Raw genomic sequence first — 26,245 nt, 5'->3', positions numbered from 1 at the left:
GGAACTATTATGCGTGCTTTACCGATCTGTCTTTTAGCACTGATGCTGAGCGGCTGTTCTATGCTAAGCAGATCTCCTGTTGAACCCGTTCAAAGCACTGCAACCCCGCCAAAAGCGGAGCCAGCAAAACCGAAAGCGCCTCGCGCTGCGCCGGTACGTATTATTACTAAAGCCGACGAGCTGGTCGGTAAGCCATTCCGTGAACTGGGCGAAGTGAGCGGCGAATCCTGCCAGGCAACGAATCAGGACTCCCCTCCAAATATCCCAACAGCCCGCAAGCGTATGCAAATCAACGCGTCGAAAATGAAAGCCAACGCGGTGCTGCTGCACAGTTGCGAGGTCACCAGTGGTACGCCGGGCTGCTACCGTCAGGCGGTATGTATCGGTTCTGCGCTTAACATCACGGCGAAATGAGTTCATTTCAGTTCGAGCCGATAGGCGTTATCCGCTCCCCTTATAAAGAAAAGTTCGCCGTGCCGCGTCAGCCGGGACTGGTCCTTAACGGCGGCGGCGAGCTGCATCTTGTCGCGCCGTATAATCAGGCCGATGCAGTGCGCGGGCTTGAGGCATTCAGCCATTTATGGGTGGTGTTTGTGTTTCACCAGACCATGGAAGGCGGCTGGCGTCCTACCGTGCGTCCTCCTCGTCTGGGCGGAAATGCCAGAATGGGAGTTTTTGCCACCCGCTCAACGTTCCGACCGAATCCAGTCGGGATGTCGCTGGTCGAACTGAAAGGGATACGCTGTCAGAAAGATCGGGTGATCCTGGAGTTAGGTAGCCTTGACCTGGTTGATGGCACGCCGGTCATCGATATTAAACCTTACCTGCCCTTCGCCGAAGCGCTGCCGGATGCCCGTGCAAGCTATGCTCAGGACGCCCCACAGGCAGAGATGCCGGTTTACTTCACATCTGAAATAACGACGCAAATCAGCCAGCTGGAAAAGCGCTATCCTCGTCTGCGTGACTTTATCGTCGAAGTCCTGGCGCAGGACCCTCGTCCCGCCTACCGCAAAGAGGAAGACGCCGGAAAAACGTACGCCGTCTGGCTGCTGGACTTTAACGTGCGCTGGCGCGTAACTGATGCAGGTTTTGAAGTGTTTGCCCTGGAACCCAGGTAATTTTGTTCTCCTCTCTTTTGGCATCTTTGCCACACTGGTAAACTAAACCACTTTTTTTGTGTCAGGCTGGTGTTTCAGCCTGTTCCAATCGTCGAAATGGAACCGTAACAACATGCGTACTAGCCAATATCTGCTCTCCACTCTGAAGGAGACACCTGCCGACGCCGAGGTGATCAGCCACCAGCTGATGCTGCGCGCCGGGATGATCCGCAAGCTGGCCTCCGGGTTATACACCTGGCTGCCGACCGGCGTGCGCGTCCTGAAAAAAGTCGAAAACATCGTGCGTGAAGAGATGAACAACGCCGGTGCTATCGAGGTGTTAATGCCGGTCGTTCAGCCCTCTGAACTGTGGCAGGAGAGCGGTCGCTGGGAGCAGTACGGTCCTGAACTGCTGCGTATTGCCGATCGTGGCGATCGTCCATTCGTCCTCGGCCCAACGCATGAAGAAGTGATCACCGATCTGATCCGTAACGAGCTGAGCTCTTACAAACAGCTGCCGCTGAACTTCTTCCAGATCCAGACCAAGTTCCGTGACGAAGTGCGCCCACGCTTTGGCGTGATGCGCTCTCGCGAATTCCTGATGAAAGATGCCTACTCTTTCCATACTTCTCAGGAATCACTGCAAGAGACCTACGACAAAATGTACGTGGCCTACAGCAAAATCTTCTCCCGCATGGGGCTGGATTTCCGTGCTGTACAGGCTGATACCGGTTCAATCGGCGGTAGCGCCTCTCATGAATTCCAGGTTCTGGCGCAGAGCGGCGAAGACGATGTAATTTTCTCTGACTCCTCTGATTACGCCGCCAACATTGAGTTCGCAGAAGCGCTGGCACCAAAAGAACCACGCGGCGCGGCAACGCAAGAGATGACGCTGGTTGATACGCCAAACGCGAAAACCATCGCCGAGCTGGTTGAACAGTTTAATCTGCCGATCGAAAAAACCGTGAAAACCCTGCTGGTGAAATCGGCTGAAGGCAGCGCCTACCCACTGGTAGCCCTGCTGGTCCGTGGCGATCACGAGCTGAACGAAGTGAAAGCCGAGAAGCTGCCGCAGGTTGCCAGCCCGCTGACCTTCGCGACGGAAGCCGAAATCCGCGCCGTGGTGAACGCAGGTCCAGGTTCTCTGGGCCCGGTGAATATGCCTGTTCCTGTAGTGATTGACCGCACCGTTGCGGCAATGAGCGACTTCGCTGCGGGCGCAAACATCGACGGTAAACACTACTTCGGCATCAACTGGGATCGTGACGTGGCGACGCCGGAAGTGGCTGACATCCGTAACGTGGTCGCAGGCGATCCAAGCCCGGACGGCAAGGGTACCCTGATGATCAAACGCGGTATCGAAGTAGGCCACATCTTCCAGCTGGGCGATAAGTACTCGCGCGCAATGAACGCTGCCGTTCAGGGCGAAGATGGTCGTAACCAGGTTCTGACCATGGGCTGCTACGGCATTGGGGTAACGCGCGTTGTTGCGGCCGCTATCGAGCAGAACTATGACGAACGCGGAATCGTCTGGCCGGATAACATCGCGCCGTTCCAGGTGGCGATCCTGCCAATGAACATGCACAAGTCTTACCGCGTGCAGGAGCTGGCAGAGAAACTCTACGCTGAGCTGAGCGCGAAAGGTATCGACGTGCTGATGGATGACCGTAAAGAGCGTCCTGGCGTGATGTTTGCTGATATGGAACTGATCGGTATTCCACACACCATCGTCATCGGCGACCGTAACCTCGACAGCGATGAGATTGAATACAAGTACCGTCGCAACGGCGAAAAACAGATGATCAAGACGGGCGACATTCTTGATTACCTGGTGAAAGCCATCAAAGGCTAAGAAACAAAAAAACCCCGCCAGTGCGGGGTTTTTTAATGGCTATAACTTATTTGCTTTCGCAGTCTTTACCCGCAGCAAACTTCGCGTCTTTATCTGCCACCAGCGTTTTCACCAGCTCACCGCTATCGGGGTTTGGCTCCAGCGTAAAATGCCCTTCAACCGTCAGCAACACTGGTTTGCTGTCGTTACCGCGCGCGACGGCATAGTCACGCTCCAGCTGGGCATTGTTCGCCACGCTGACTTTCTTCCCGGTTGCACAGTCAGTGAAGATTGCCGCATCCGCCATGTAGAAATACATCCCTCGCATCGCCATTGGGGTTGCAGGCAGGGTCGCTTTTACCGGGGCCAGCGTGTAGTTGAACTGGGATTCAATCGGATTGCCTTCGCGATCGAGCATCTCCATCCCCTCGCCTTTGGCGCGGAAATACGTTTTATCGCCCGTGGTATCAGTCAATACCAGCTTTTCAGCCGTACGCGCCCATGTTCCGTATGTTGCAAAAGAAGACGGCTCTTTCGCCCCCTGATAGCGCTGGGTCATCACCCAGGTGCCATCTTTTTGCAGGAACAGAGAGGTTTCGATGCCTTCACAATCTGCACATGGCAATACGCCGCGCCAGCTCTGCTGCATCGGCTTCAATTCTTCGTTTTGCGTTGGCTGTAGTACCTGTGTTTCTGAACGGTTGTTACAGCCAAAAAGCGCGAACAGGCTTGTCACGGCCAGCGCTGATAATAATGCTTTTTTCACAATACATTCCTTATGAAAAAGTGTGTCCCTTTCGTCACATTACGGGTGACGGACTTTGCCACGCAGTGACTTTACGGTGGATTTCTGCGCCTTCGATGACAACCGACGTTCTTTCGATGCCCGCGTTGGACGTGTTGCCCGGCGACTTTTTTGTACAGCCGTCAGCTCTTTTATGACCGCCGCCAGTCTGGAAAGTGCCGCTTCCCGGTTCATTTCCTGGCTGCGATATTCCTGCGCTTTAATCACAATCACACCTTCACTGGTGATCAGATGATGGCTGGCGGCGAGCAGGCTTTCTTTATAATACTCTGGCAGGCTGGAGGCCCGGATGTCAAAGCGCAAATGGATAGCCGTTGAGGCCTTGTTAACGTGCTGCCCCCCTGCGCCCTGAGCACGGATGGCGGTGATCTCCAGCTCGTGATCAGGGATGCTGACGTTTCGGGACAACTCAATCATGATACGGGCTGCCAGGCCGTGAGATGAATTTCCAGATTATTCTGAGAATCGGAAAGCCAGATGGCGCCGTCCTGAATCGTTGCCTGAAGCGCCATTGTCCGGCTGGCGAACGCGCTCAGCTGTGCCAGTTGTTCATCATCCAGATACCAGACGGTAAGATTTTTGAACTGCGCACATTTATTTTTGTTTTGCTGCCACCAGATCTCCGCCGCGCGATGGTTATAGGCAAACAACGCCACTTCAGCTGACTGGGTGCACGCCTTTTTGATCCGGCGTTCATCCGGCAGGCCAAGCTCAATCCATAAATCGATACCCAGATGATCGTTGCGCAGCCAGGCTTCCGGTTCATCTTCCGCGCTTAAACCACGGGTAAATTGCAGACGCTCGTCGGCATACTTAATCCACGCCAGCAGGCGCAGCATCATGCGCTCCTGGGTTTCAGAAGGGTGACGCGCCAGCGTCAATGACGCATCCAGAAACTGGTTACGGTCAAGATCCGCCACATTAACCACAGCTTTATAAATTGTCGCTTTCAGCGCCATGAGAGAACTCCTTTCGAATCAGGCGTACATTGTAGCGAAAACCGCAGCAAAAGGCTGTTACGAGGTGGTGGCACCCCGTTATCAAGGCGCTGATATTGCTTAAATGAGTATGGTATAGTCACCTTGCTAAACCGAGTTTAACTTCGTAGGCTTAATGATATCTCACAGTAAGTCAGTACGCTGGCAGGAGGTGATGTGAATAATTATTGTGAGTTGATTCGCAGACGGTATGCGGAAATTGCCAGCGGAGATCTGGGGTACATCCCGGATGCGTTGGGCTGTGTATTGAACGTGCTGAATGAAGTGGCCTCTGATGAGAGCCTTTCTGAATCGGTCAGGGAAAAAGCAGCGTATGCTGCGGCGAATTTACTGGTGAGCGATTATGTCGATGAATGATATCTATCAACCCATCAATTGTGATGACTATGACAACCTCGAACTCGCCTGCCAGCATCATTTAATACTGACGCTGGAGCTAAAAGATGGCGAAGTGCTAAAGGCAAAGGCCAGCGATCTGGTTTCCCGTAAAAATGTGGAATACCTGGTTGTGGAAGATGCAGGTGCAACGCGTGAGCTACGCCTCGACAAAATTGCCAGTTTCAGCCATCCGGAAATCGGCACCGTCGTGGTGAGCGAATCCTGATAACCAACGGGCAGCCCGGCTGCCCGTTACGCTTTCCATTCAAAATTGACACCCGCTTCAGCCCACCCTTCCTGGGTAATAAACACACCTGCCGCCGCGATGAGCGTGTCGCCGTAAAACAGAAGCGGCGTGGTATCACGTCGCCAGGGCGGAACGTTCTGTTCCTGCCAGATTTTCTTCAGTTTACGCCCGCCGTTACGCCCAACGATATGCAGCATGCCGCTGGCCCTGAAGCGTATGGTGACGTTCTCGTCCGGCTCAGGTAGACGCACATTGCCCGAATGGCTTAACGCAACGACACCGGCATTCAACGGTAGCGTTAGTGCTTTTTCCGGCGACGGCCAGTCGAGCACAACGTCAGCCAGCGACGGCACAGATTTCACCCACCAGAGTTGCTCTTTATAGCGCCTGACGTCATAACCATTCAGGCGTATACACGGTGCGGCATCTTCCCGCGCCTGTGCAACTTCTTCCCAGATACGGTTGAGCATCGCCCGGGACGGCATAACCGCACGGTGGGAAGCCAGCCAGCGACGAATCAGAGCAGCCCGACGCACGGGGCTCATCACTTTCAACGGCGCAATGTTAAGGGCACCGTCAGCGGTAGTCAGCGTATTCAGCTCCCCGCTCAGCAACTCATCCAGCAAGCTTTCCTGTTCAGCACAAAGCATGGCACTTCTGGCCACCGCTTCGGAAAAATGGGCCCAGCGCTCACTCAGCAGCGGTAAGACGCGCAGGCGCAGGAAGTTACGGTCGTAACTGTCGTCCTGATTGCTTTCGTCTTCAATCCAGCGCAGATGATGTTGCTGCGCCCAGGCTTGCAGTGATGCGCGCGTCTCACCCAGTAGCGGGCGGATGAGCTCTGTTTCAGCAAAACCAGCACGCTCAGGCATGGCGGATAAACCCGCAGGCCCGCTGCCCCGCTTGAGCGCCAGTAAAAACGTCTCGCACTGGTCGTCCAGATGCTGCGCGGTGACCAACGCTTCTTCAGGCTGTAACGCGCCGGAAAACGCGGCGTAGCGGGCTTTGCGCGCCTGCGCCTCAATACCCAGCCCTTCATCCTCAAGCGTGACGCGTTCAACGATTAGCGGGATCCCCCACCCTGAGCACACCGCTTCGCAGTGCGCCACCCAGTCGTCGGCATGGGGGCTTAAGCCGTGATGGATATGCATCGCCCGCAGCTGGACGTCAGGCTCACGGTCGCGCCAGAGCTTAAGACGGTGCAGCAAAACGGTGGAATCCAGGCCACCGCTGAACCCCACCAGCAGCTGGCGGTAGGGTGAAACGGCGTGCGCGATAGCGGGTAAGGTCATAGGAAATTACACATAAAAAATGCCCGAACTGAACGGGCATTATCACACATGACGGCGATTACTGCTGATAAAGCTCCAGCGGAAGCCCGTCCGGATCGTTGAAAAAAGTGAAACGTTTATCGGTGAAGGGATCGATGCGAATTGCTTCACAGGCCACGCCGTGGGCTTCCAGATGCTTTACCGCGCTGTCCAGGTTATCGACGCTGAAGGCCAGGTGGCGCAGGCCGCAGGCTTCCGGGCGCGAAGGACGCGCTGGCGGGAAAGGAAAAGAGAACAGTTCAATCACATATTGACCGTTTAACGCCAGATCGCCTTTCCAGGAATCGCGCTCCTCGCGGTAGGCCTCGCTCAACAGCGTAAAGCCGAGAATGTCGCAGTAAAAGGCCTTACTTTTCGCGTAATCGGTGGCAATGATCGCAATATGATGAACAGCTTTTAAACCCAGCATAGTTTCTCCTTTTTATGATGCCCTGAACGTTACAACCGATAACCCGCCCCTGACAAGCGGCCCCTTTTATTTTAGGACTCTCACCCAGTACACGCCGTTATCATCGCGTTTCGTACCGTGAATATCCGTCTCAAAGCCCGGATAGTGGCGCCCTATCGAACAGAGCATCAGCAGGAAATCGAGCACCGTCCGGCTCTCCTCGGTGACCATCTCGCCCGGCATCAGCAGCGGTACGCCCGGCGGATAAGGCAGGATCATGTTGGCTGATACCCGCCCGACCAGGTTCTCCAGCTCAATGGTTTCAACCTCCCCTTTCACCTGGCGCTGCCACGCCCTGTGCGGCGTCAGCTTCATTTCAGGCAGAACATCAAATGCCTGCAGCATCAGGCGCGGCAGATCGTGCTGGCGGATCAGCCTGTGGATCCCCTGGGCCAGATCCTGAATACGCATATTGCGGTAGAAGTCAGGATCTTCCGCGTAGAGATCCGGCAGCATGTTCTTCACCCGCAGGTTAAGATCGTACGCGCGCTTAAACTCCATAAGCCCGCGCAGCAGGCCCATCGCGCGGGTTTTATCGATCCCGATACTGAACAGGAACAGCAAATTATAGGGGCCGGTTTTCTCCACCACCACGCCGCGCTCATCAAGGAACTTCGCCACCAGCGCAGCCGGGATCCCTTCCTCACCCATCACACCCTGCTCATCCATGCCCGGCGTCAGGATCGTCACCTTAACCGGATCAAGGAACATGTGGTCTGCATCAGCATCCCGAAAACCGTGCCAGCTCTCCCCCGGCGCGACGGGCCAGCATTCTGCTTCATCAATCTCTTCCGGCTGCCAGATATCAAAGAACCAGCCGTCCGCTTCATCTTTAAGTCGCTGAACCTCTTTTCGGAAATGCAGCGCCCGCTCCACCGAACGATTAATAAGGCGTTTCCCGGGATTGCCGCGCAGCATCGCCGCCGCCGTTTCGATGGACGCCACCAGCGGGTAGCTCGGCGACGTGGTCGTGTGCATCATAAAGGCTTCGTTGAAGGTGTCCTCGTCGTATTCGCCCTTGATGTGAATGAGAGACGCCTGGGAAAACGCGGCCAGCATTTTGTGCGTCGACTGCGTCTCGAAGAACACCTTGCCCGGCACCCGCTCGCCGCTCATCCCACTTTTACCCGAGTAAATCGGGTGGAAATTGGTGTAAGGCACCCACGCGGAGTCAAAGTGAATCGACGGCACGTCCAGCGTCTGCTTGATCCAGTTCGTGTTGTAAAGCAGCCCGTCATAGGTGGAGTTGGTGATCACCGCATGCACAGGCCAGCTTGCCTCGGGGATCTCCGCGATCTTATTTTCAATGGCTTCATGCGCGAACTCACGGCGAGGAATGCCGCCGAGGATCCCCAGCGCATTACGCGTGGGAGACAGCCAGAGCGGCACGACGTCACTCATCATCAGCAAATGCGCCAGTGATTTATGGCAGTTCCGGTCAATCAGCAGGGTGCTACCGGCAGGCGCGGCATACATGCCGACGATCTTGTTCGATGTCGAGGTTCCGTTGGTCACCATGTAGCTCTGCTCGGCACCAAAGGTCCGGGCGATGTACTCTTCGGCTTCCAGATGCGGGCCGGTATGATCCAGCAGCGAGCCCAGCTCGGTCACTGAAATCGACACGTCCGCCTTCAGCGTATTGCCGCCAAAGAAATCGTAGAACAGGCACCCTACCGGGCTTTTTTGATAGGCCGTTCCCGCCATGTGGCCTGGCGTACAGAAGGTGTACTTCCCTTCATTCACATAGGTGAACAGCGCACGCGTAAACGGCGGGGTGATGTTATCAAGGTATTCGCCGGTGTACTGCTGAATGCGGGTCGCAATGTCCTCGGCAACGCCGAGTGAGTATTCGAAGAACCACAGCGCCATACGCATATCGTGGGCGCTGACGTCCATGGTCGAGTGAGTGTTGATAAAGGCGTACAGCGGAAGATATTCGTTGAGCTTATTGATCTCGCTGCACAACTCCATGTCGTATTCGTCCCAGTCGAATATCACGCCACAGATGCGCGGATTGTGTTCGATGAATTTCAGCAGGTCGGCGCTGTTTTGCGGCCAGATTAGCTGATATCCGCGTGCTTTAAGGGCTTGCTCCAGCTCCTTGATGGGTTCGTCTTTATAAAAGACGCCGTGTGGCCCCATGATGGCAATGATGTTCATGGTTTACCTCCTTGAAAAACATCAGATAAGCATAGTTAAGGTAAACGGCAGGTATAAAAAAAGCCGCAACAATGTGCGGCTTTTAGGATAATTGTGAGGCTTACGCGTAACCGTAGGTCATCAGGCGCTGATAACGACGGTTGAGCAGATCTTCTGTGCTCAGCACGTCCAGATCCGCCAGGTCTGCCAGCAGCTGCGCTTTCAGGGAAGCAGCCATCACTTCCGGCTTACGGTGCGCGCCACCCAGCGGTTCAGGGATAACGGTGTCGATCAGCTTCAGCTCTTTCAGACGTGGGGCAATGATGCCCATCGCTTCCGCAGCCAGCGGCGCTTTATCGGCACTTTTCCACAGAATGGAGGCACAGCCTTCCGGAGAGATAACGGAATAGGTGCTGTACTGCAGCATATTCACTTTATCGCCCACGCCAATTGCCAGCGCACCGCCGGAACCACCTTCACCGATAACGGTACAGATGACCGGCACTTTCAGGCGAGACATCTCACGCAGGTTGCGTGCGATGGCTTCAGACTGACCGCGCTCTTCTGCGCCAACACCCGGGTAAGCACCCGGTGTGTCGATGAAGGTGATGATTGGCATATTGAAACGCTCAGCCATCTCCATCAGACGCAGGGCCTTACGGTAGCCTTCTGGTGCTGGCATACCGAAGTTACGACGGATCTTCTCTTTGGTTTCACGGCCTTTCTGGTGACCAATGATCATCACCGGACGTCCATCAAGACGCGCGATACCGCCGACGATAGCTTTATCGTCAGCGTATGCGCGGTCGCCTGCCAGTTCGTCAAATTCGTCAAACGCCAGGCGGACATAATCCAGGGTGTACGGACGCTGTGGATGACGCGCCAGCTGGGCGATCTGCCATGCGCCGAGATCGGCAAAGATTTTGCGCGTCAGTTCTACGCTTTTTTCACGCAGACGATGCACTTCTTCGTCGATGTTAATATCCAGTTTTTCATCCTGACGGCTTACGGCTGTCAGAGAATCGATTTTCGCTTCCAGCTCTGCAATCGGCTGTTCGAAATCAAGGAAATTCAGACTCATAGTATTCCTGTATTAGTCAAACTCCAGTTCCACCTGCTCCGAACCAATGAGGCCACGGAGATCGTTCAGTAAACGATCGCTCGGAGAGACACGCCACGTTGCACCAAAGCGCAACCGCGCACGTGCATCCGCCCTCTGATAGTAGAGATGTACTGGAATGGTCCCCGAGCGGTGGGGTTCCAGAGACTGACGGAGTCGGTTTAAAAGCTGGTCATCAATTTGCCTGTCCGTCAGCGAGATAGCAAGCCCGCGAGCATATTTTTCCCGGGCTTCGTCAATGTCCATCACTTCGCGGGCGGTCATTTTAAGCCCCCCGCTGAAGTCATCAAAGCTGACCTGTCCGCTGACGATAAGTATGCGGTCTTTTTCCAGCAATTGCTGGTATTTATCCAGCGCGTCGGTGAACAACATCACCTCCAGACGCCCGGAACGGTCATCCAGGGTACAGATGCCGATACGATTGCCGCGCTTGGTGACCATTACCCTTGCAGCAATCACGAGCCCCGCAGCCGTGGTGATTTTACCACGTTCTGTCGGATGCATGTCTTTAAGCCTGTGGCCGCCGACATAGCGCTCAATTTCTTTCAGATACTGGTTGATCGGGTGTCCCGTCAGGTACAGGCCTAACGTCTCACGCTCCCCATCCAGCACCACCTGTTCTGGCCAGGGCTGGCAGTTGGAATACGACTGCTCGATCTGCTCTGGCTCTTCCGCCAGCACGCCGAACATATCCGCCTGGCCAATGGCTTCCGCTTTAGCATGCTGATCGGCCGCTTTCAGCGCATCGCCGAGCGAGTTCATCAGCGCGGCGCGGTGTGGCCCCAGCCGGTCAAACGCACCGGACATGATCAGTTTTTCCAGCACGCGGCGGTTCAGCTTTTTGGTATCGGTGCGGGCGCACAGGTCGAACAGCTCGCGGAAATAGCCGCCGTTGTTACGCGCTTCGATGATCGCCTCGATCGGCCCCTCACCCACGCCCTTGATCGCGCCGATCCCATAGACGATTTCCCCGTCATCGTTGACGTGGAAATGGTACAGGCCAGAGTTAATATCCGGCGGCAGGATCTTCAGCCCCATGCGCCAGCACTCGTCCACCAGGCCAACCACCTTTTCGGTGTTGTCCATATCGGCGGTCATTACCGCCGCCATAAACTCAGCGGGATAGTGGGCCTTGAGCCACAGCGTTTGATACGACACCAAAGCATAAGCGGCGGAGTGGGATTTGTTAAATCCGTACCCGGCGAATTTCTCCACCAGGTCGAAGATTTTCATCGCCAGTTCGCCATCGACGCCGTTTTTCTTCGCCCCATCTTCAAAGATAGAACGCTGCTTGGCCATCTCTTCCGGCTTTTTCTTACCCATCGCACGACGCAACATATCTGCGCCGCCAAGGGTGTAACCAGAAAGCACCTGGGCGATCTGCATGACCTGTTCCTGATACAGGATGATGCCGTAGGTTGGCTCCAGTACCGGCTTCAGGCTTTCATGCTGCCACTGCACATCCGGATAGGAAATCTCTTCGCGCCCGTGCTTACGGTCGATAAAGTTATCTACCATCCCCGACTGCAACGGGCCCGGACGGAACAGAGCCACCAGCGCGATCATATCTTCGAAGCAGTCTGGTTGCAGACGCTTAATCAAATCTTTCATGCCGCGGGATTCAAGCTGGAAGACGGCTGTCGTCTCGGAGCGTTGCAGCATGTCGAAACTTTTCTTGTCATCAAGCGGGATAGCCGCGATATCCAGCGGCGGCTCGCCGTTCTTCTCACGGCGGGCGTTGATCATCTCCAGCGCCCAGTTGATGATGGTCAGCGTACGCAAACCAAGGAAGTCGAACTTCACCAGCCCGGCGTATTCAACGTCGTTCTTGTCGAACTGGGTGACCGGATGCTGGCCCGCTTCATCGCAGTACAGCGGCGCGAAGTCAGTGATTTTGGTCGGGGCGATAACCACGCCCCCCGCATGCTTACCGGCGTTACGCGTGACGCCCTCCAGCTTGCGCGCCATGTCGATCAGCGCTTTCACCTCTTCGTCGGCTTCGTAGATTTCCGGCAGCTGAGGTTCAGCTTCAAAGGCTTTCGCCAGGGTCATGCCCGGATCGGGCGGCACCAGCTTAGAGATTCGATCGACAAAACCGTAGGGGTGGCCCAGAACGCGGCCCACATCGCGGATAACCGCTTTCGCCGCCATCGTACCGAAGGTAATGATCTGTGAAACCGCATCACGACCGTACATATCGGCCACGTGCTCAATCACCTGGTCGCGTTTTTCCATGCAGAAGTCGACGTCGAAGTCGGGCATGGAGACACGTTCCGGGTTAAGGAAACGTTCGAACAGCAGGTCGAATTCCAGCGGATCGAGGTCGGTGATTTTCAGCGCATACGCCACCAGCGAGCCGGCACCTGAACCACGGCCCGGGCCAACCGGTACGCCGTTATCCTTCGACCACTGGATGAACTCCATTACGATCAGGAAGTAGCCAGGGAACCCCATCTGGTTGATCACCTGGAGTTCAATATCCAGACGCTCGTCATATTCAGGACGCTTCTCTTTACGGACCGCTTCATCCGGGAAGAGGAATTCCAGACGCTCTTCAAGGCCCTCTTTCGATTTCATGACCAGGAAATCTTCCGTGGTCATGTCGCCCGTCGGGAACTGCGGCAGGAAATATTCGCCGAGACGCACGGTGACGTTGCAGCGCTTGGCAATCTCTACGCTGTTTTCCAGCGCTTCCGGGATGTCGGAGAAGAGCTCACACATTTCCTCTTCGCTGCGCATGTACTGCTGCGATGAGTAGTTGCGAGGACGTTTCGGATCGTCGAGGGTGAAGCCGTCGTGGATAGCGACGCGAATTTCATGTGCGTCAAAATCGCCCGGCTCAAGGAAGCGCACATCGTTGGTGGCTACCACAGGCAGGCCACGCGCTTCCGCCAGGGCGACGGCCGCATGCAGATAGCTCTCTTCATCCGCACGCCCGGTACGGATTAGCTCCAGGTAATAGCGATCCGGGAAATACTCTTCGTAGAACGAGACGCACTGATCCACCAGCACGTTGTTCCCGCGCAGCAGACATTTGCCGACATCACCCATACGGCCACCGGAGATCAGCAGCAGACCTTCGTTCAGCTCCGCCAGCCAGTCGCGGTCAATCCATGGACCCAGCGCGCCGTAGCCGCGCTGGTAGGCTTTTGAGATGAGCAGAGTGAGGTTCTGATAGCCCGTGTTATTCATGGCTAACACGGAAATTTGCGTCATCTCATCGCCGAGCAGGTCGCTCTGCACGTGGAAATCCGCGCCGACGATGGGCTTTAATCCTGCGCCATGCGCCGTTCCGTAGAACTTCACCAGGCCACACAGGTTGGTAAAATCGGTGATCGCCAGCGCAGGCATGCCAAGCGAGGCCGCCTTCTTTACCAGCGGCCCGGTCTTTGCCAGCCCATCGATCATGGAGTAGTCGCTATGCACCCGCAGGTGTACGAAACGTGGTTCAGCCATCTTCAGATCCCGCGTTACTTAATTGCTTGCGTCTTGATTCAGGACACCAGTCCCAGCGCGCGTTTCACCGGGCCAAAGCTGCGCCGATGATGTTCAGTTGCGCCATGTTCAGCCAGCTTTTCCAGATGGAAAGCCGTTGGATATCCCTTGTGCTGGGCGAAACCATACGCGGGATAAGTGAGGTCCAGCGCGGCCATTTCGGCATCGCGCGTCACTTTGGCAATGATTGACGCCGCACTGATTTCTGCGACGCGGCTATCGCCTTTAACAACAGCCATTGAAGGCATCGGCAGCGCCGGGCAACGGTTACCGTCGATCAGCACATACTCAGGCACAATCTTCAGGCCAGCAACGGCACGCTGCATCGCCAGCATGGTGGCGTGCAGAATGTTCAGATCGTCGATCTCATCCGGCTCTGCGCGCCCGAGACTCCAGGCCAGCGCCTTCTCTTTAATTTCATCGAACAGCGCCAGGCGGCGCTTTTCGCTCAGTTTTTTCGAGTCGTTCAGGCCAGGGATCGGGCGGGCTGGATCGAGGATCACCGCCGCGGTCACAACGGCACCCACTAACGGACCACGACCGACTTCATCCACACCGGCAACGAGGTGGGTATGGGGATAAATAAATTCCATCATTGTGCTAACTCCAGCACCGCATCGGCCGCCTGCTCATCAGCATTACAGCGGATCAGTTGATGCAGTTCACGGAAAGTATCATGCATCTGGTGGCTGGTTTTACCGTTGGCCAGCAGCGGCAGTAATGCATCAGCCAGTGCCTGCGGCTGGCATTCATCCTGCAAGAGTTCTTTCACCAGCTCGCGACCTGCAAGCAGGTTTGGCAGGGATACGTAGTCTGTTTTTACCAGACGTTTTGCCAGCCAGAAGGTAAACGGTTTCATGCGATAACCGACCACCATTGGGCATTTTGCCAGCATACACTCCAGCGCAGCCGTGCCGGAAGCCAGCAGTGCGGCATCGCTCGCAAACATAGCTTGCCGCCCTTTCCCGTCCAGCAGGCGGACGTGAAGATCCGGGGCAACCTCGGCTTTGATACGCTCAAACTGCTCGCGGCGTTTGGCATTCACCAGCGGCACGACCACTTCAAGGTCTGGGTACGTCTTGCGGAGAATTTGCGCCGTTTTCAGGAAATCGGCACTTAGCATTTCAACTTCCGCACCCCGGCTCCCTGGCAGCAGCGCCAGACAGTGCACATCATGCGGGATGCCCAGTTCGTCACGCGCCGCATTTTTATCAGGGTCCAGCGGCATGGCATCCGCCATGGTATGACCGATAAAACGGCACGGGACATTAAACCTGTCGTAAAACGCTTTTTCGAAAGGCAGAAAAGCCAGCACCAGATTGGTGGACCGTCCGATTTTGAAAACGCGTTTCTGTCGCCACGCCCACACGGACGGGCTGACGTAATGGATAGTTTTGATCCCCTGCTTTTTCAGGTTCCCTTCAAGGGTAATATTGAAATCAGGTGCATCAATGCCGACAAAGACATCGGGCTTGAGGTCGGTAAAGCGGCGGGTAAGATCGGCGCGAATATGCAGCAGGCGACGCAGGCGGCCCAGCACCTCGACGATGCCCATCACAGCCAGCTCTTCCATTTCATACCAGGCTTCACAGCCTTCGGCCTGCATCAGCGGCCCAGCCACGCCCACAAAGCGGGCATTGGGTACACGGGCTTTAAGCGCGCGGATAAGACCTGCACCAAGAATATCGCCGGAGGTTTCTCCGGCGACCAGGGCGATAGTAAGCGGACGACTGTCGACCATTAACGAATCAGACCACGGGTTGAACGTTCAAAGAATTCCATGAACGTTTTCACTTCAGGGTGCTTATTCGCCAGCTCGGCAATTTCCGGCTTCGCCTCTTCCAGCGTTTTACCGCTACGGTACAGCAATTTGTACGCGTTGCGGATCGCGGTAATCGCTTCGCGGCTAAAGCCACGACGCTTAAGGCCTTCAATGTTCACGCCAAACGGCGTGGCATGGTTGCCCTGCGCAATCACAAACGGTGGGACGTCCTGCGCCACACCGGAGCACCCGCCGACCATCACGTGTGCACCGATGATGCAGAACTGATGGACTGCGGTCATGCCGCCAATAATTGCGAAATCATCGACCGATACGTGCCCCGCCAGCGTTGCGTTGTTGGCGAGAATACAGCGGCTACCCACGGTACAGTCGTGCGCAATATGCGCATTAACCATAAACAGGTTGTCGCTGCCCACCTTCGTCAATCCACCGCCTTGCGTTGTACCACGATGAATGGTGACGCTTTCGCGAATGCGGTTACGATCGCCGATTTCCACGCGGGTCGGTTCGCCAGCATACTTAAGATCCTGGTTAACTTCGCCGATGGAGGCGAACTGATAGATCTCATTGTTGCAGCCAATGGTGGTATGACCATTCACGACAACGTGAGATTTCAGTACTGTACCCTCACCAATTTCGACATGGGGTCCAACAATACAAAACGGGCCAATGTGGACGTTTGCGCCAATGATGGCACCCGTTTCCACAATGGCGGTAGGATGAATAAAGGCGGATTTATCAATCACGTATCAGGCCTCCCGGCTACGCGCACACATCATTGTCGCTTCGCAAACAACTTTGCCGTCAACCATAGCTACGCCTTTGAAGCGAGTCAGGCCGCGACGCGTTTTTTCAAAAGTGACTTCCATGATCATTTGATCACCAGGCACGACCGGACGCTTGAAGCGCGCTTCATCGATACCCGCGAAGTAATAGAGTTCACCCGGCTCCAGTTTACCTACGCTTTTAAACGCCAGAATACCGGTAGCCTGTGCCATCGCTTCCAGGATCAACACACCCGGGAAGATAGGTTTACCAGGGAAGTGCCCCTGGAAGAATGGCTCGTTAACGGAGACATTTTTCACTGCGCGCAGAAAACGACCTTCTTCAAAATCCAGCACACGGTCTACCAGTAAAAACGGGTAGCGGTGCGGCAGAAGTTCTAAAATCTCTTCAATATGCAGAGTATGAGTGTCAGTAGTCAAAATACTCTTCCTGTCAAATGTACTAAGTAGCAATAATAACACGGCCTGCCGGTTTATAAACAAAGCCGACAGGCCGGGAAATTTAGCGTTAAACGGATGAACGCTTAGTCTTGTTGATCGATTTTGCGCTCAATCGCTTTGAGTCGCTTGCTCATATCATCAATATTCATCACCAGTGCAGCTGTTTTACGCCATACCTTGTTCGGTTGCAGCGGGATACCGGAGGAATAAACGCCGGGCTCAGTGATGGGACGCATCACCATACCCATCCCCGTCACCGTGACTTTGTCGCATATTTCCATATGGCCATTGATCACGCTGGCACCGCCTATCATGCAGTAACGGCCTATTTTCAGGCTGCCTGCCATGATAACACCACCCGCAACTGCGGTATTGTCGCCAATCACAACGTTATGTGCAATCTGGCACTGGTTGTCTATGATAACACCGTTACCAATAATGGTGTCGTCAAGTGCACCACGGTCAATGGTTGTACAAGCGCCGATCTCAACGCGATCGCCGATAATCACGCGACCCAGCTGCGGGATCTTAACCCAGTTACCCCGATCGTTGGCGTAACCGAATCCGTCAGAACCAATCACCGTGCTGGACTGTACGAGGCAATTCTCGCCAATCTCAACCTCATGGTAGACAGAAACATTGGCCCAAAGACGAGTCCCTGCGCCAATTTTCGTATTTTTTCCAACAAAGCAGCCTGGCCCAATCACCACGTTATCACCCAGCACAACGCCGGATTCGATAACGGCGTTTGCGCCGACTGCCACGTTGTTACCCAGCTGAGCCGTTGGATCAATCGCAGCGCTGGCTGCAATGTTCTGCGCCGGCTGCGGCGTGGTATCAAGAATTTTGGCCATACGTGCATAGGTCAGGTAGGGATTTTTCACTACCAGTGCAGCGTTAGTGGCAAACGGAAGATCGTCCTGCGTCAGAACAACGGCAGACGCCTGGCACTGAGCCAGGTGTTCACGGTACTTAGGGCTTACCATGAAGGTAATAGTGCCTGCTTTAGCAGATTGCATGGACGCAACAGCGGTGATGACGATATCGCCATCACCGTGTAATTCTGCATCCAACTGCTGAGCTAAATCAGCCAGTCGAATTGAAGGCATTACTTATTTAACCTGTTTCAGAACATCAGCGGTGATGTCTTTAACATCGCTGCTGTTGAATGCAACGGCGTTCGCATCAACAACCAGATCGATGCTCTGATCGGCTGCTACTGCTTTAACGGCAGACTGAATACGCGTCACCAGCTTGCCACGCTCTTCGTTAGAACGACGCTGACGATCCTGCTCGAAAGCCTGCGCTTTCTGAGAGAAGGTCTGGCGCTGAGACATGACGTCTTTTTCAAGTTTGCTGCGCTCGCTCGCTTTCATGGTAGAACCATCACGCTGTAAACGCTGCATCTTGGACTGAAGATCACCTTCCATACGTTGCAGTTCGCTCGCACGGCCTTTGAATTCGTTTTCCAGCGTTGCAGAAACGCCCGTTTTCTGTGCAACTTGCTGGAACAAATTACCCATGTTGACGATTGCAATTTTGTCCGCTGCCTGAGCAGAAGTTGCCATCGCTAAACCGAGACCTGCAGCTAATAACCACTTTTTCACAATTAACTCCTTACCATCCCATTGGCACCCGAGGGGTGCCGTTCTTTGCGTGGCAAGGCGACCGTTTTACCGATCGCCGGTTGTCAGCGCTACACTGCCAACGCATTCCATTGCAGCGGATTATTACCAGGTTTTACCAATGTTAAACTGGAACTGCTCCGCTTTGTCTCCATCGTATTTCTTGAACGGCTGGGCGTAGGAGAAGACCAACGGCCCCAGCGGTGACATCCATTGTAATGCGATACCTGCGGACATGCGAATGTTGCCCGGATCGCTGTAGTCCGGAACGCCCGCTGCACGCATCTGGGCGGTATTCTCCCAGTTGGTATCCCACACCGTACCTGCATCCATAAAGAAGGAGGTACGGACAGAGTTCGCGTACTTATCACTGATAAACGGCGTCGGCGTGATGAACTCGAGGCTCGCCACGGCCATGGCGTTACCGCCTACCGCATCATCAGAGCTACAGACTTGTTTTGAATCGCGGCTTGCGCAGTTATCTTCGTCATTACCGCCGTAGTAAACTGCTTTCGGACCAATGTTATTGGACTGGAAGCCACGAACGGTGCTTGAACCACCGGCGTAGAAGTTCTCATAGAACGGCAGCTCTTTGCTTCCGATACCGTCACCATAGCCCCAGCGGGTACGACCCAGTACGACCCACTTGTGGTCGTCATCAATTGGGAAGTAGGACGCCGTATCCAGCGTGACCTTGTAGAACTCGTTATCCGATCCCGGGATCGTCACCTTACCGTTCAGGTTAACGCGTGAACCTTCCGTCGGGAAGTAGCCACGGTCAAGACGGTTGTAGGTCCAACCGTAGTTGAAGGTGAAGTCATCCGCGGCGAAACCGTTGTCATCGCTGGACGTACTTGCAGACTGACCGATGGAGTCCAGGTAACGCCACATCGCCACCTGCGGTTGCATGTTAGACAGGTCGTTATGCACGTACCCTAAACCTGCACGCAGGGTGTTGTATTCGTTAACCGGGAAGCCGAGCGTACCATCCAGACCGTAACTCTTGTTGGTATACGAGGAGAGGTCCGCGTCGTCCGCTTTAAAGTCGTTATAGAAGATACGACCACCCAGGCTTACACCGTCCACGGTGAAGTATGGGTTGGTAACGGAGAACTCAGAGTAGGTCTGGTAGTCGTTTTTCGTCCCGTTGATACCGACAGAGTAACCCGTACCCAGCCAGTTATCCTGCTGAACGCCGACCTGGAAGCTCACGCCACTTTCAGTACCGTAACCAATACCGAAGTTGAAACTACCGGTATTACGTTCTTTAACTTTATAAACAACATCCACCTGATCCGGACGACCTGGTACACGCTGAGTATCGGTATCGACCGTTTCGAAGTAGCCCAGACGGTTCAGACGCTCTTTACCCTGGTCGACCAGATCGCTTCCCAGCCATGCCCCTTCCATCTGGCGCATTTCACGGCGCAGAACGGAGTCTTTAGAGGTATCGTTACCTTCGAAGCGGATTTTACGCACGTAGAAACGGTTGCCCGCATCAACGTTAACGTGAAGCTTAACAGTCTTATCCGCGTCGTTAATTTCCGGCTGCGTTTGCACACGCGGATACGCATAACCATAGCGGCCGAGCAGCTTCTTAATGCTGTCTTCCATTTTGGTGACTTTAGATCCGCTATACAGATCGCCCGGCTGAATTTTGGTCAGAGATTCAATTTCAGCAGAATGTCCTGCCAGGTTGCCGCTGACTTCAACACCTGAAAGCGTGTATTTATCGCCTTCTGTGATGTTAACGGTAATGTAGATACCTTTCTTGTCCGGAGTCAGACTCACCTGAGTTGAATCGATGTTGAAACGGGCGTAACCGCGATCCAGATAGTAGCTGCGCAGGGTTTCAAGGTCACCCGCCAGTTTCTGTTTCTGGTATTTACGATCGCCTACCACGTTCCACCACGGCACTTCGTCACGCAGCTGGAAGTTGGAGATCAATTCGTCGGTGCTGAACGCGTGGTTACCCACGATGTTGATCTGCTGGATCTTCGCAGAAACACCTTCCTGGAAGACCAGTTTCAGGTCAACACGGTTACGTGGCAGCGGTGTAACAACCGCTTTAACGCTCGCGCTGTATTTACCGACGCTGTAATAGAAATCTTCCAGACCTTTTTCAATGTCTGCAAGGGTTGTGCGGTCCAGAGATTCCCCCACACGAACACCCGATGCCTCAAGGTTCTGCTTGAGCATGTCATCTTTCACCGACTTGTTGCCGGAGAAAGTGATGCTGGCAATCGTTGGACGTTCTTTTACCTGAACCACCAGCGTATCACCATCGCGCAGGACGCGGACGTCCTCAAAGTTGCCAGTGGCAAACAGAGCACGGATGGTGTTACTGATATCTTCATCATTAACCGTATCGCCGGGGCGCACAGGCATACTGAGGAGGGCCGCACCAACGGCGACACGCTGAAGGCCTTCGAAATGAATATCTTTCACTACGAACCCGTCAGCACCGTATACGGTCGCGCTGCTAAACAGCAGCGACGCTATGAGCAACTTTTTCATCGCCATCGTTATTATGCGTTCTTCCTAACTAACTCTCTTACAACCGAGAGAAATCATTGAAAAGTGCAAGCCCCATTAACAGCACCAGCAAAATCGAGCCAATGCGATAACTAAAGTCTTGAACTCGCTCGGATACCGGTCCGCCTTTTAGCTTTTCAATCGCTAAAAACAGCAGATGGCCCCCATCTAATACGGGAAGCGGGAACAGGTTGATTATCCCCAGGTTCACGCTAATCAGCGCAAGGAACATGAGATAGTAAATCACCCCGAACTCCGCTGACATCCCAGCCCCCTGAGCAATCGAAATTGGCCCACTGAGGTTGTTCAGTTTCACATCACCGGTTATCAATTTCCCCAACATGTTGACCGTAAGCTTCATCAGCTGCCATGTTTTATCCGTGGCCTCAACGATGGCGCTAAACGGCCCATACTGGCGTATTGTCTTGTACTCATCTGGCAGTGGGATCACTTTCGGCACAACGCCGGCAAACCCTTCCGCCTTACCGCCGCCCGATTTAGTATCCGGGGTGAGGGTCAGTGAGAGCGAACTCCCCTGCCTTTCCACTTCCAGCGCGAGCGGCTTGCCTGGATTATCGCGCACCAGAGTAACAAAGGTCATCCATTGTGTTAATGGCTGACCATCGACTTTAACGATCCTGTCACCCGCTTGTAAACCTGCTTTACTCGCTGCCGAATTAGACTGTACTTCGGCTAACACCGGCTCGATCTGCGCGCTGCGCGGGCGAATCCCCAATGTAGCGACTGGATCCTCTTTGTCTGGCTCAAAGCGCCAGTGGCGTAAATCCAGCACTTTTTCCTGCCGCTGGTCGGAACCAAAAGGCGATACGCTGACGGTTGTCTGCTCATCACCGATTTTCGCAACCAGTTGTAACCTCACGGCATCCCAATCAGGGGTTTCGATACCATCAATCGCTTTAAGTTCCATTCCCGGTGTAATTTGCGCCGTTGCCGCAATGGAATCCGTGGTGATTTCACCCACAACCGGGCGTACGCCAGGCACGCCGATAATAAACACCAGCCAGTAGGCGAAGATAGCGAAGATGAAATTGGCTACCGGTCCGGCAGCGATGATGGCAGCACGTTGGCCAACAGTTTTATTGTTGAACGCGCTATGTCGAAGTTCCGGGGCGACAGGCTCAACGCGTTCGTCGAGCATTTTGACATAGCCGCCCAAGGGGATCAGAGCAATGACAAACTCGGTGCCATGCTTATCGGTGCGCTTCCAGAGCGATTTGCCAAAGCCAATCGAGAATCGCTCTACCCGCACACCACAGCGCCGGGCAACCCAGAAATGGCCAAATTCATGCACGGTAATCAGTACACCCAATGCAACAATGAACGCCGCCAGATTCCAGAGAATGCTCAGCATAAAACCTTCCGTTATATCGTCCCAAACACCAGTAAAAGCAGGCAAGCAAATACGGGAACAGCCGCGGTAAGGCTGTCAATGCGATCCAGTATTCCGCCATGTCCTGGAATCAGGTGACCACTGTCCTTAATCCCTGCTTCACGCTTAAACATGCTCTCGGTTAAATCACCCAGTACCGATGCCAGCGCCGCGAAAATCGAACATATCAGCAGCGTGGAGGGGGCAACCTCAAGATTCGCCCAGACGCCATAGCCCCAGGAGATAATCGCTGCCGTAAACAGGCCGCCGATGAAACCTTGCCAGGTTTTGCCCGGAGAAACCTTTGGCGCCAGTTTATGTTTGCCAAACAGTTTACCAAACATATAGGCTCCGGAGTCAGCCCCCCAGACGAGAATCATCACATAAAGCAGCCATATTGCGCCGCTGTAGTGGTTTTCGTCATAGTGCCAGGCGCGCAGCGCAACCATACCCCAGAAGAACGGAACAATCGTGAGCAGACCAAAAATAAGGCGCAACACTTTAGAGTTACGCCAGATCGCCGCAGAGCCCGGGTAGAAAAGCACTAAAACAAGCGCAGCAATCCACCAGGCCAGCGATATCCATAAGGATCCGGCAACCAGCGGCTGGTGAACATCGTGATGATATTCAGGCAAGGTATACAGCATCAGGGCCAGTAAAAAACCACAGAGTACCGCCAGCCATACCCGCTGAGTGCGCGAGGTAAAGCCGCTAAGCTGCCCCCATTCCCACGCGGCGAGCATACACACCACCAACGTAACAATAGCGAATCCCACCGGAGGCAGTAAAAACAGCGCTGCGATAACGACGGGTATTAATACAAAAGCGGAAATCAGGCGATACTTCAGCAAAAGCTACCCCCATCAGGCGTTATCGCCACCAGGCTCGGTGCCGCCGAAACGACGCTCTCGATTGGCAAAGGCATGCAGCGCACCTTCAAAGTCTTGTTCATCAAAATCTGGCCAAAGAACATCCGTAAAGTAAAGTTCAGCGTAGGCAATTTGCCACAGCAAAAAGTTACTTATGCGATGCTCCCCCCCTGTCCTTATAACCAAATCCACGGGAGCCAGTTCATTCATGCAGATTTGCTGACTCAGCGCCTCTTCATCAATCTGGTCGGGTCTTAACAGCCCTTCCTGAACCTGCTCAGCCAAATGCCGAACCCCCTGGATAATATCCCAGCGTCCGCCGTAATTCGCCGCGATATTGAGCGTCAGGCCGGTATTATTTTCCGTCAGCGCTTCAGCTTTGCGAATCCGTTCCTGCAAACGTGAGTTAAAACGACTGGTTTCGCCAATAATACGCAAGCGGACGTTGTGGCGGTGCAGGCTTTTTACTTCACTATCGAGCGCCCACACGAACAGTTCCATCAACGCAGTCACTTCTTGCGCAGGTCGATTCCAGTTTTCACTGCTAAAAGCATAGAGCGTTAACGCATCAATGCCGTTATTGGCGGCAAAAGAAACGGCGCGGCGAACAGATTTCGCCCCGGCTTTATGCCCAAAGGCTCGTATCTTCCCTTGTCTTTTCGCCCAGCGGCCATTGCCATCCATGATGATTGCAACATGGCGACAGCCATGTGCTGGCAAGTTTTCGCTTATTGGTTGATTCGCAGACAACATAACGCGTTTTTAGTCCCTGAAAGGATTTAACGGTACACAGGAATACTGAAGCCTATACATAAAAAAGCCGTGTCATACCACGGCTTACCTGACCACTTAAAGCCAAATACCTGCGATCAGGTGGCGCAGACTATATCACTGAAGCCCAACGCTAACAAATAGCACGACGACTAGTGCTTGCTTTATCACCAGCTTGCGAGACGTGTCACCTGTTTACGCGCAACAATACGTGCCTGTTCATCCACGGCCAGCACCTCTTCCACACTCTGCGGCTCACGCAAATCCATCATCTCCAGCACGGATAAATTCAACGCGGCGATATCAGTAAAGCGGATCTGCTGATTCAGGAATGCTTCAACGGTCACTTCATTGGCGGCATTAAGCGCCGTTGTCGCCGCCTGCCCCTGATCGAAGGCCGTCATCGCCAGTTTCAGGCAGGGATAACGGTCGTAATCAGGCTCGCTAAACGTCAGTGAACTCAGCTTGCAAAAATCGAGAGGCTTAACGCCCGATTTTACGCGGTTTGGCCACGCCATCGTATGAGCAATAGGCGTACGCATATCCGGCTCGCCCAACTGGGCCAGCACGCTGCCGTCCTGATAGCGCACCATAGAGTGAATCACCGACTGCGGGTGGATCAGCACTTCCATCTGTTTCGCCGACGCATTGAACAGCCAGCGAGCTTCAATGTATTCCAGACCTTTATTCATCATGGTGGCCGAATCGACGGAGATCTTACGCCCCATTGACCAATTCGGATGACGACACGCCTGATCCGGCGTCATTGCGCTCAATTCAGACAGTGGCGTTTCACGGAACGGGCCACCAGACCCGGTAAGCAGAATCGACACAACGCCATTCTGCTCCAGGTCAGCGTACCCCAGGTTTTGTTGAAAAGGTTGGGGTAAACTCTGAAAAATCGCGTTGTGCTCGCTATCGACCGGCAAAAGACGCGCCCCACGCTGTTTTACCGCCTCCATAAAGAGGCGTCCGCAGGTGACCAGCGACTCTTTATTTGCAAGCAGAACATCTTTTCCCGCATCAATAGCGGCAAGCGTCGGCAGAAGACCCGCCGCCCCGACGATTGCCGCCATTACCTGATCAACTTCATCAAGCGAGGCTATATCGCAAGCCGCCTGTTGCCCGCTGAGCACTTCGGTACGACAGCCCTTCTCCTGCAACAGCGCTTTCACCTGGCGGGCGCTCTCTTCATCATCCATCACCGCAAAACGAGGGGTAAACTCCATGCACTGTTCGACCATTCGCTGCACGTTTTTTCCGGCCACAAGTGCGGTCACGGTGTAGCTGTCGGGATTATGACGTACGACGTCGAGAGTGCTGCAACCGATAGAGCCGGTCGAGCCGAGGAGAGTGAGATGCTTCATGAGATGCCCAAAAGTTAGACCAGATAAAAGCAAAACGCCGCCAGCAAGACTCAATGTCCTTCTGAACGGCGTTTATCAGTGTATAGCGAAAATCAGAACTGCATCAGTTCCGCTTCTTTTTCTGCCAGCGCCGCATCAATTTTCTTGATCGCCGCGTCGGTCATTTTCTGAATGTCGTCCTGAGAACGACGATCGTCGTCTTCGCTGATCTCTTTTTCTTTCAGCAGGGCTTTCACTTTATCGTTCGCATCGCGACGCACGTTACGCACGGAAACGCGACCCTGCTCTGCTTCACCGCGAACGACTTTGATCAGGTCTTTACGACGCTCTTCCGTCAGCGGAGGCAGTGGAACACGAATATCCGCGCCCGCTGAGCTTGGGTTCAGGCCCAGGTCAGAAGCCATGATCGCTTTTTCAACGGCCGGGCTCATTGAGCGATCGAACACGTTGATTTTCAGGGTACGGGTATCTTCTACTGTCACGCTCGCCAGCTGACGCAGTGGCGTAGGCGTACCGTAGTATTCTACGATGATGCCATCCAGCAGGCTTGGGGAAGCACGGCCAGTACGGATTTTGCTGATTTGGTTTTTGAACGCTTCTACGCATTTGTCCATGCGTACTTCAGCATCTTTTCTGATGTCGTTAATCACGATACGAATCCTTGAAAACTTGTCTCAGGCAGACTATCCGCCAGCACAGCGCTACAGGTGTGCTAAGTATAGTCGCGTTTAATTCATGACAGCGCCAAAGGCGCGTCCAGGTAAGATACCACTACAAAGTAAAGCGGAAT

General features: G+C 54.3%; 25 protein-coding genes. 5 read left to right on the top strand and 20 right to left on the bottom strand.

Annotated elements, in window-relative coordinates:
* Positions 1 to 9 precede the first annotated feature (9 nt).
* The 3 genes from rcsF to proS all read left to right on the top strand — a co-directional run bounded on the left by rcsF (position 10) and on the right by proS (position 2,949).
* Positions 10 to 414, top strand: coding sequence for an Rcs stress response system protein RcsF (gene rcsF / locus ACQG0S_RS04150; RefSeq protein ID WP_003856133.1), 405 nt, complete (start codon positions 10 to 12; stop codon positions 412 to 414).
* Positions 411 to 1,118 (top strand): tRNA (N6-threonylcarbamoyladenosine(37)-N6)-methyltransferase TrmO, encoded by a 708-nt coding sequence (gene tsaA, locus ACQG0S_RS04145; protein ID WP_023299375.1) that lies wholly within the window; start codon positions 411 to 413, stop codon positions 1,116 to 1,118. The genes rcsF and tsaA overlap by 4 nt, the downstream gene beginning before the upstream one ends.
* Positions 1,119 to 1,230: 112 nt before the next feature.
* A complete protein-coding gene (gene proS, locus ACQG0S_RS04140; protein ID WP_023299374.1) occupies positions 1,231 to 2,949 on the top strand; it encodes a proline--tRNA ligase in 1,719 nt (572 codons plus the stop codon).
* Between the two features lie 46 nt (positions 2,950 to 2,995).
* On the opposite strand, the gene nlpE is transcribed toward proS, so the two are convergent.
* Genes nlpE through ACQG0S_RS04125 form a run of 3 tightly spaced genes read right to left on the bottom strand, consistent with a single transcriptional unit; the run spans position 2,996 to position 4,692 of the window.
* On the bottom strand, positions 2,996 to 3,694 hold the full coding sequence (gene nlpE, locus ACQG0S_RS04135; RefSeq protein WP_048965727.1) for an envelope stress response activation lipoprotein NlpE: 699 nt from the start codon (positions 3,692 to 3,694) through the stop codon (positions 2,996 to 2,998).
* 39 nt (positions 3,695 to 3,733) lie between these two features.
* Entirely contained in the window at positions 3,734 to 4,150 is a 417-nt protein-coding gene (gene arfB / locus ACQG0S_RS04130; protein ID WP_022647119.1) for an alternative ribosome rescue aminoacyl-tRNA hydrolase ArfB, read from the bottom strand.
* Positions 4,147 to 4,692: a YaeQ family protein gene (locus ACQG0S_RS04125; protein WP_048965726.1), complete on the bottom strand. Its 546-nt coding sequence runs from the start codon at positions 4,690 to 4,692 to the stop codon at positions 4,147 to 4,149. The genes arfB and ACQG0S_RS04125 overlap by 4 nt, the downstream gene beginning before the upstream one ends.
* A 195-nt stretch (positions 4,693 to 4,887) precedes the next feature.
* Here ACQG0S_RS04125 and ACQG0S_RS04120 point away from each other — a divergent pair, with 195 nt between their 5' ends.
* Both ACQG0S_RS04120 and rof read left to right on the top strand, forming a co-directional pair.
* Positions 4,888 to 5,088, top strand: a complete 201-nt coding sequence (locus ACQG0S_RS04120) for a YaeP family protein (RefSeq protein ID WP_003856146.1) — start codon at positions 4,888 to 4,890, stop codon at positions 5,086 to 5,088.
* Positions 5,075 to 5,335 (top strand): Rho-binding antiterminator, encoded by a 261-nt coding sequence (gene rof, locus ACQG0S_RS04115; protein ID WP_023305471.1) that lies wholly within the window; start codon positions 5,075 to 5,077, stop codon positions 5,333 to 5,335. Before ACQG0S_RS04120 ends, rof begins: the two co-directional genes overlap by 14 nt.
* A gap of 26 nt (positions 5,336 to 5,361) precedes the next feature.
* On the opposite strand, the gene tilS is transcribed toward rof, so the two are convergent.
* The 17 genes from tilS to frr form a co-directional block, all read right to left on the bottom strand.
* A complete protein-coding gene (tilS, locus tag ACQG0S_RS04110) occupies positions 5,362 to 6,648 on the bottom strand; it encodes a tRNA lysidine(34) synthetase TilS (RefSeq protein ID WP_048965725.1) in 1,287 nt (428 codons plus the stop codon).
* A 58-nt stretch (positions 6,649 to 6,706) separates the two neighbouring features.
* Complete coding sequence (locus ACQG0S_RS04105; RefSeq protein WP_022647115.1) at positions 6,707 to 7,096, bottom strand: VOC family protein; 390 nt, start codon at positions 7,094 to 7,096, stop codon at positions 6,707 to 6,709.
* A gap of 66 nt (positions 7,097 to 7,162) precedes the next feature.
* Entirely contained in the window at positions 7,163 to 9,295 is a 2,133-nt protein-coding gene (locus ACQG0S_RS04100) for a lysine decarboxylase LdcC (protein WP_426750046.1), read from the bottom strand.
* Positions 9,296 to 9,395: 100 nt separating this feature from the next.
* Positions 9,396 to 10,355, bottom strand: a complete 960-nt coding sequence (gene accA / locus ACQG0S_RS04095) for an acetyl-CoA carboxylase carboxyl transferase subunit alpha (RefSeq protein WP_003856154.1) — start codon at positions 10,353 to 10,355, stop codon at positions 9,396 to 9,398.
* A gap of 12 nt (positions 10,356 to 10,367) precedes the next feature.
* A complete protein-coding gene (dnaE, locus tag ACQG0S_RS04090) occupies positions 10,368 to 13,850 on the bottom strand; it encodes a DNA polymerase III subunit alpha (RefSeq protein ID WP_023305469.1) in 3,483 nt (1,160 codons plus the stop codon).
* Between the two features lie 38 nt (positions 13,851 to 13,888).
* Positions 13,889 to 14,485: a ribonuclease HII gene (gene rnhB / locus ACQG0S_RS04085; RefSeq protein ID WP_022647112.1), complete on the bottom strand. Its 597-nt coding sequence runs from the start codon at positions 14,483 to 14,485 to the stop codon at positions 13,889 to 13,891.
* On the bottom strand, positions 14,482 to 15,630 hold the full coding sequence (lpxB, locus tag ACQG0S_RS04080; protein WP_023305467.1) for a lipid-A-disaccharide synthase: 1,149 nt from the start codon (positions 15,628 to 15,630) through the stop codon (positions 14,482 to 14,484). Before lpxB ends, rnhB begins: the two co-directional genes overlap by 4 nt.
* Positions 15,630 to 16,418, bottom strand: a complete 789-nt coding sequence (gene lpxA / locus ACQG0S_RS04075; protein WP_003856164.1) for an acyl-ACP--UDP-N-acetylglucosamine O-acyltransferase — start codon at positions 16,416 to 16,418, stop codon at positions 15,630 to 15,632. Before lpxA ends, lpxB begins: the two co-directional genes overlap by 1 nt.
* 3 nt (positions 16,419 to 16,421) lie before the next feature.
* Complete coding sequence (gene fabZ, locus ACQG0S_RS04070) at positions 16,422 to 16,877, bottom strand: 3-hydroxyacyl-ACP dehydratase FabZ (RefSeq protein ID WP_003856165.1); 456 nt, start codon at positions 16,875 to 16,877, stop codon at positions 16,422 to 16,424.
* Positions 16,878 to 16,981: 104 nt separating this feature from the next.
* Entirely contained in the window at positions 16,982 to 18,007 is a 1,026-nt protein-coding gene (gene lpxD / locus ACQG0S_RS04065; protein WP_048965723.1) for a UDP-3-O-(3-hydroxymyristoyl)glucosamine N-acyltransferase, read from the bottom strand.
* A 3-nt stretch (positions 18,008 to 18,010) separates the two neighbouring features.
* Positions 18,011 to 18,505, bottom strand: coding sequence for a molecular chaperone Skp (gene skp, locus ACQG0S_RS04060; protein WP_006810039.1), 495 nt, complete (start codon positions 18,503 to 18,505; stop codon positions 18,011 to 18,013).
* A gap of 123 nt (positions 18,506 to 18,628) precedes the next feature.
* The gene (gene bamA / locus ACQG0S_RS04055) at positions 18,629 to 21,046 is read right to left on the bottom strand and encodes an outer membrane protein assembly factor BamA (RefSeq protein WP_022647109.1); all 2,418 of its coding nucleotides are present in this window, start codon (positions 21,044 to 21,046) and stop codon (positions 18,629 to 18,631) included.
* Between the two features lie 31 nt (positions 21,047 to 21,077).
* The gene (gene rseP / locus ACQG0S_RS04050) at positions 21,078 to 22,430 is read right to left on the bottom strand and encodes a sigma E protease regulator RseP (protein WP_048965722.1); all 1,353 of its coding nucleotides are present in this window, start codon (positions 22,428 to 22,430) and stop codon (positions 21,078 to 21,080) included.
* Between the two features lie 11 nt (positions 22,431 to 22,441).
* Entirely contained in the window at positions 22,442 to 23,299 is an 858-nt protein-coding gene (cdsA, locus tag ACQG0S_RS04045) for a phosphatidate cytidylyltransferase (RefSeq protein WP_023299368.1), read from the bottom strand.
* A gap of 12 nt (positions 23,300 to 23,311) precedes the next feature.
* Positions 23,312 to 24,070 carry a (2E,6E)-farnesyl-diphosphate-specific ditrans,polycis-undecaprenyl-diphosphate synthase gene (ispU, locus tag ACQG0S_RS04040; RefSeq protein WP_003856176.1) on the bottom strand — a complete coding sequence of 253 codons (759 nt, stop codon included), beginning with the start codon at positions 24,068 to 24,070 and terminating at the stop codon, positions 23,312 to 23,314.
* 185 nt (positions 24,071 to 24,255) lie between these two features.
* The gene (gene ispC / locus ACQG0S_RS04035; RefSeq protein ID WP_032625570.1) at positions 24,256 to 25,455 is read right to left on the bottom strand and encodes a 1-deoxy-D-xylulose-5-phosphate reductoisomerase; all 1,200 of its coding nucleotides are present in this window, start codon (positions 25,453 to 25,455) and stop codon (positions 24,256 to 24,258) included.
* A 92-nt stretch (positions 25,456 to 25,547) separates the two neighbouring features.
* Positions 25,548 to 26,105, bottom strand: coding sequence for a ribosome recycling factor (gene frr, locus ACQG0S_RS04030; RefSeq protein WP_003856180.1), 558 nt, complete (start codon positions 26,103 to 26,105; stop codon positions 25,548 to 25,550).
* Between the last annotated feature and the right edge of the window lie 140 nt (positions 26,106 to 26,245).

This window comes from Enterobacter cloacae complex sp. 418I7 (assembly GCF_050030705.1).
In the GTDB taxonomy this organism is placed as follows: domain Bacteria; phylum Pseudomonadota; class Gammaproteobacteria; order Enterobacterales; family Enterobacteriaceae; genus Enterobacter; species Enterobacter intestinihominis.
The sequence above is the reverse complement of the archived record's forward strand: the minus strand, read 5'-3'. Positions and strand labels throughout refer to the sequence as shown.

What these genes read in the sequence shown, in the direction of transcription:
- rcsF (WP_003856133.1), top strand. Translation starts at nt 10, where the DNA reads ATGCGTGCTTTACCGATCTGTCTTTTAGCACTGATGCTGAGCGGCTGT.
- tsaA (WP_023299375.1), top strand. Translation starts at nt 411, where the DNA reads ATGAGTTCATTTCAGTTCGAGCCGATAGGCGTTATCCGCTCCCCTTAT.
- proS (WP_023299374.1), top strand. Translation starts at nt 1,231, where the DNA reads ATGCGTACTAGCCAATATCTGCTCTCCACTCTGAAGGAGACACCTGCC.
- arfB (WP_022647119.1), bottom strand. Translation starts at nt 4,150, where the DNA reads ATGATTGAGTTGTCCCGAAACGTCAGCATCCCTGATCACGAGCTGGAG.
- ACQG0S_RS04125 (WP_048965726.1), bottom strand. Translation starts at nt 4,692, where the DNA reads ATGGCGCTGAAAGCGACAATTTATAAAGCTGTGGTTAATGTGGCGGAT.
- rof (WP_023305471.1), top strand. Translation starts at nt 5,075, where the DNA reads ATGTCGATGAATGATATCTATCAACCCATCAATTGTGATGACTATGAC.
- tilS (WP_048965725.1), bottom strand. Translation starts at nt 6,648, where the DNA reads ATGACCTTACCCGCTATCGCGCACGCCGTTTCACCCTACCGCCAGCTG.
- ACQG0S_RS04105 (WP_022647115.1), bottom strand. Translation starts at nt 7,096, where the DNA reads ATGCTGGGTTTAAAAGCTGTTCATCATATTGCGATCATTGCCACCGAT.
- ACQG0S_RS04100 (WP_426750046.1), bottom strand. Translation starts at nt 9,295, where the DNA reads ATGAACATCATTGCCATCATGGGGCCACACGGCGTCTTTTATAAAGAC.
- accA (WP_003856154.1), bottom strand. Translation starts at nt 10,355, where the DNA reads ATGAGTCTGAATTTCCTTGATTTCGAACAGCCGATTGCAGAGCTGGAA.
- dnaE (WP_023305469.1), bottom strand. Translation starts at nt 13,850, where the DNA reads ATGGCTGAACCACGTTTCGTACACCTGCGGGTGCATAGCGACTACTCC.
- rnhB (WP_022647112.1), bottom strand. Translation starts at nt 14,485, where the DNA reads ATGATGGAATTTATTTATCCCCATACCCACCTCGTTGCCGGTGTGGAT.
- lpxB (WP_023305467.1), bottom strand. Translation starts at nt 15,630, where the DNA reads ATGGTCGACAGTCGTCCGCTTACTATCGCCCTGGTCGCCGGAGAAACC.
- lpxD (WP_048965723.1), bottom strand. Translation starts at nt 18,007, where the DNA reads ATGCCTTCAATTCGACTGGCTGATTTAGCTCAGCAGTTGGATGCAGAA.
- bamA (WP_022647109.1), bottom strand. Translation starts at nt 21,046, where the DNA reads ATGGCGATGAAAAAGTTGCTCATAGCGTCGCTGCTGTTTAGCAGCGCG.
- rseP (WP_048965722.1), bottom strand. Translation starts at nt 22,430, where the DNA reads ATGCTGAGCATTCTCTGGAATCTGGCGGCGTTCATTGTTGCATTGGGT.
- ispU (WP_003856176.1), bottom strand. Translation starts at nt 24,070, where the DNA reads ATGTTGTCTGCGAATCAACCAATAAGCGAAAACTTGCCAGCACATGGC.
- ispC (WP_032625570.1), bottom strand. Translation starts at nt 25,455, where the DNA reads ATGAAGCATCTCACTCTCCTCGGCTCGACCGGCTCTATCGGTTGCAGC.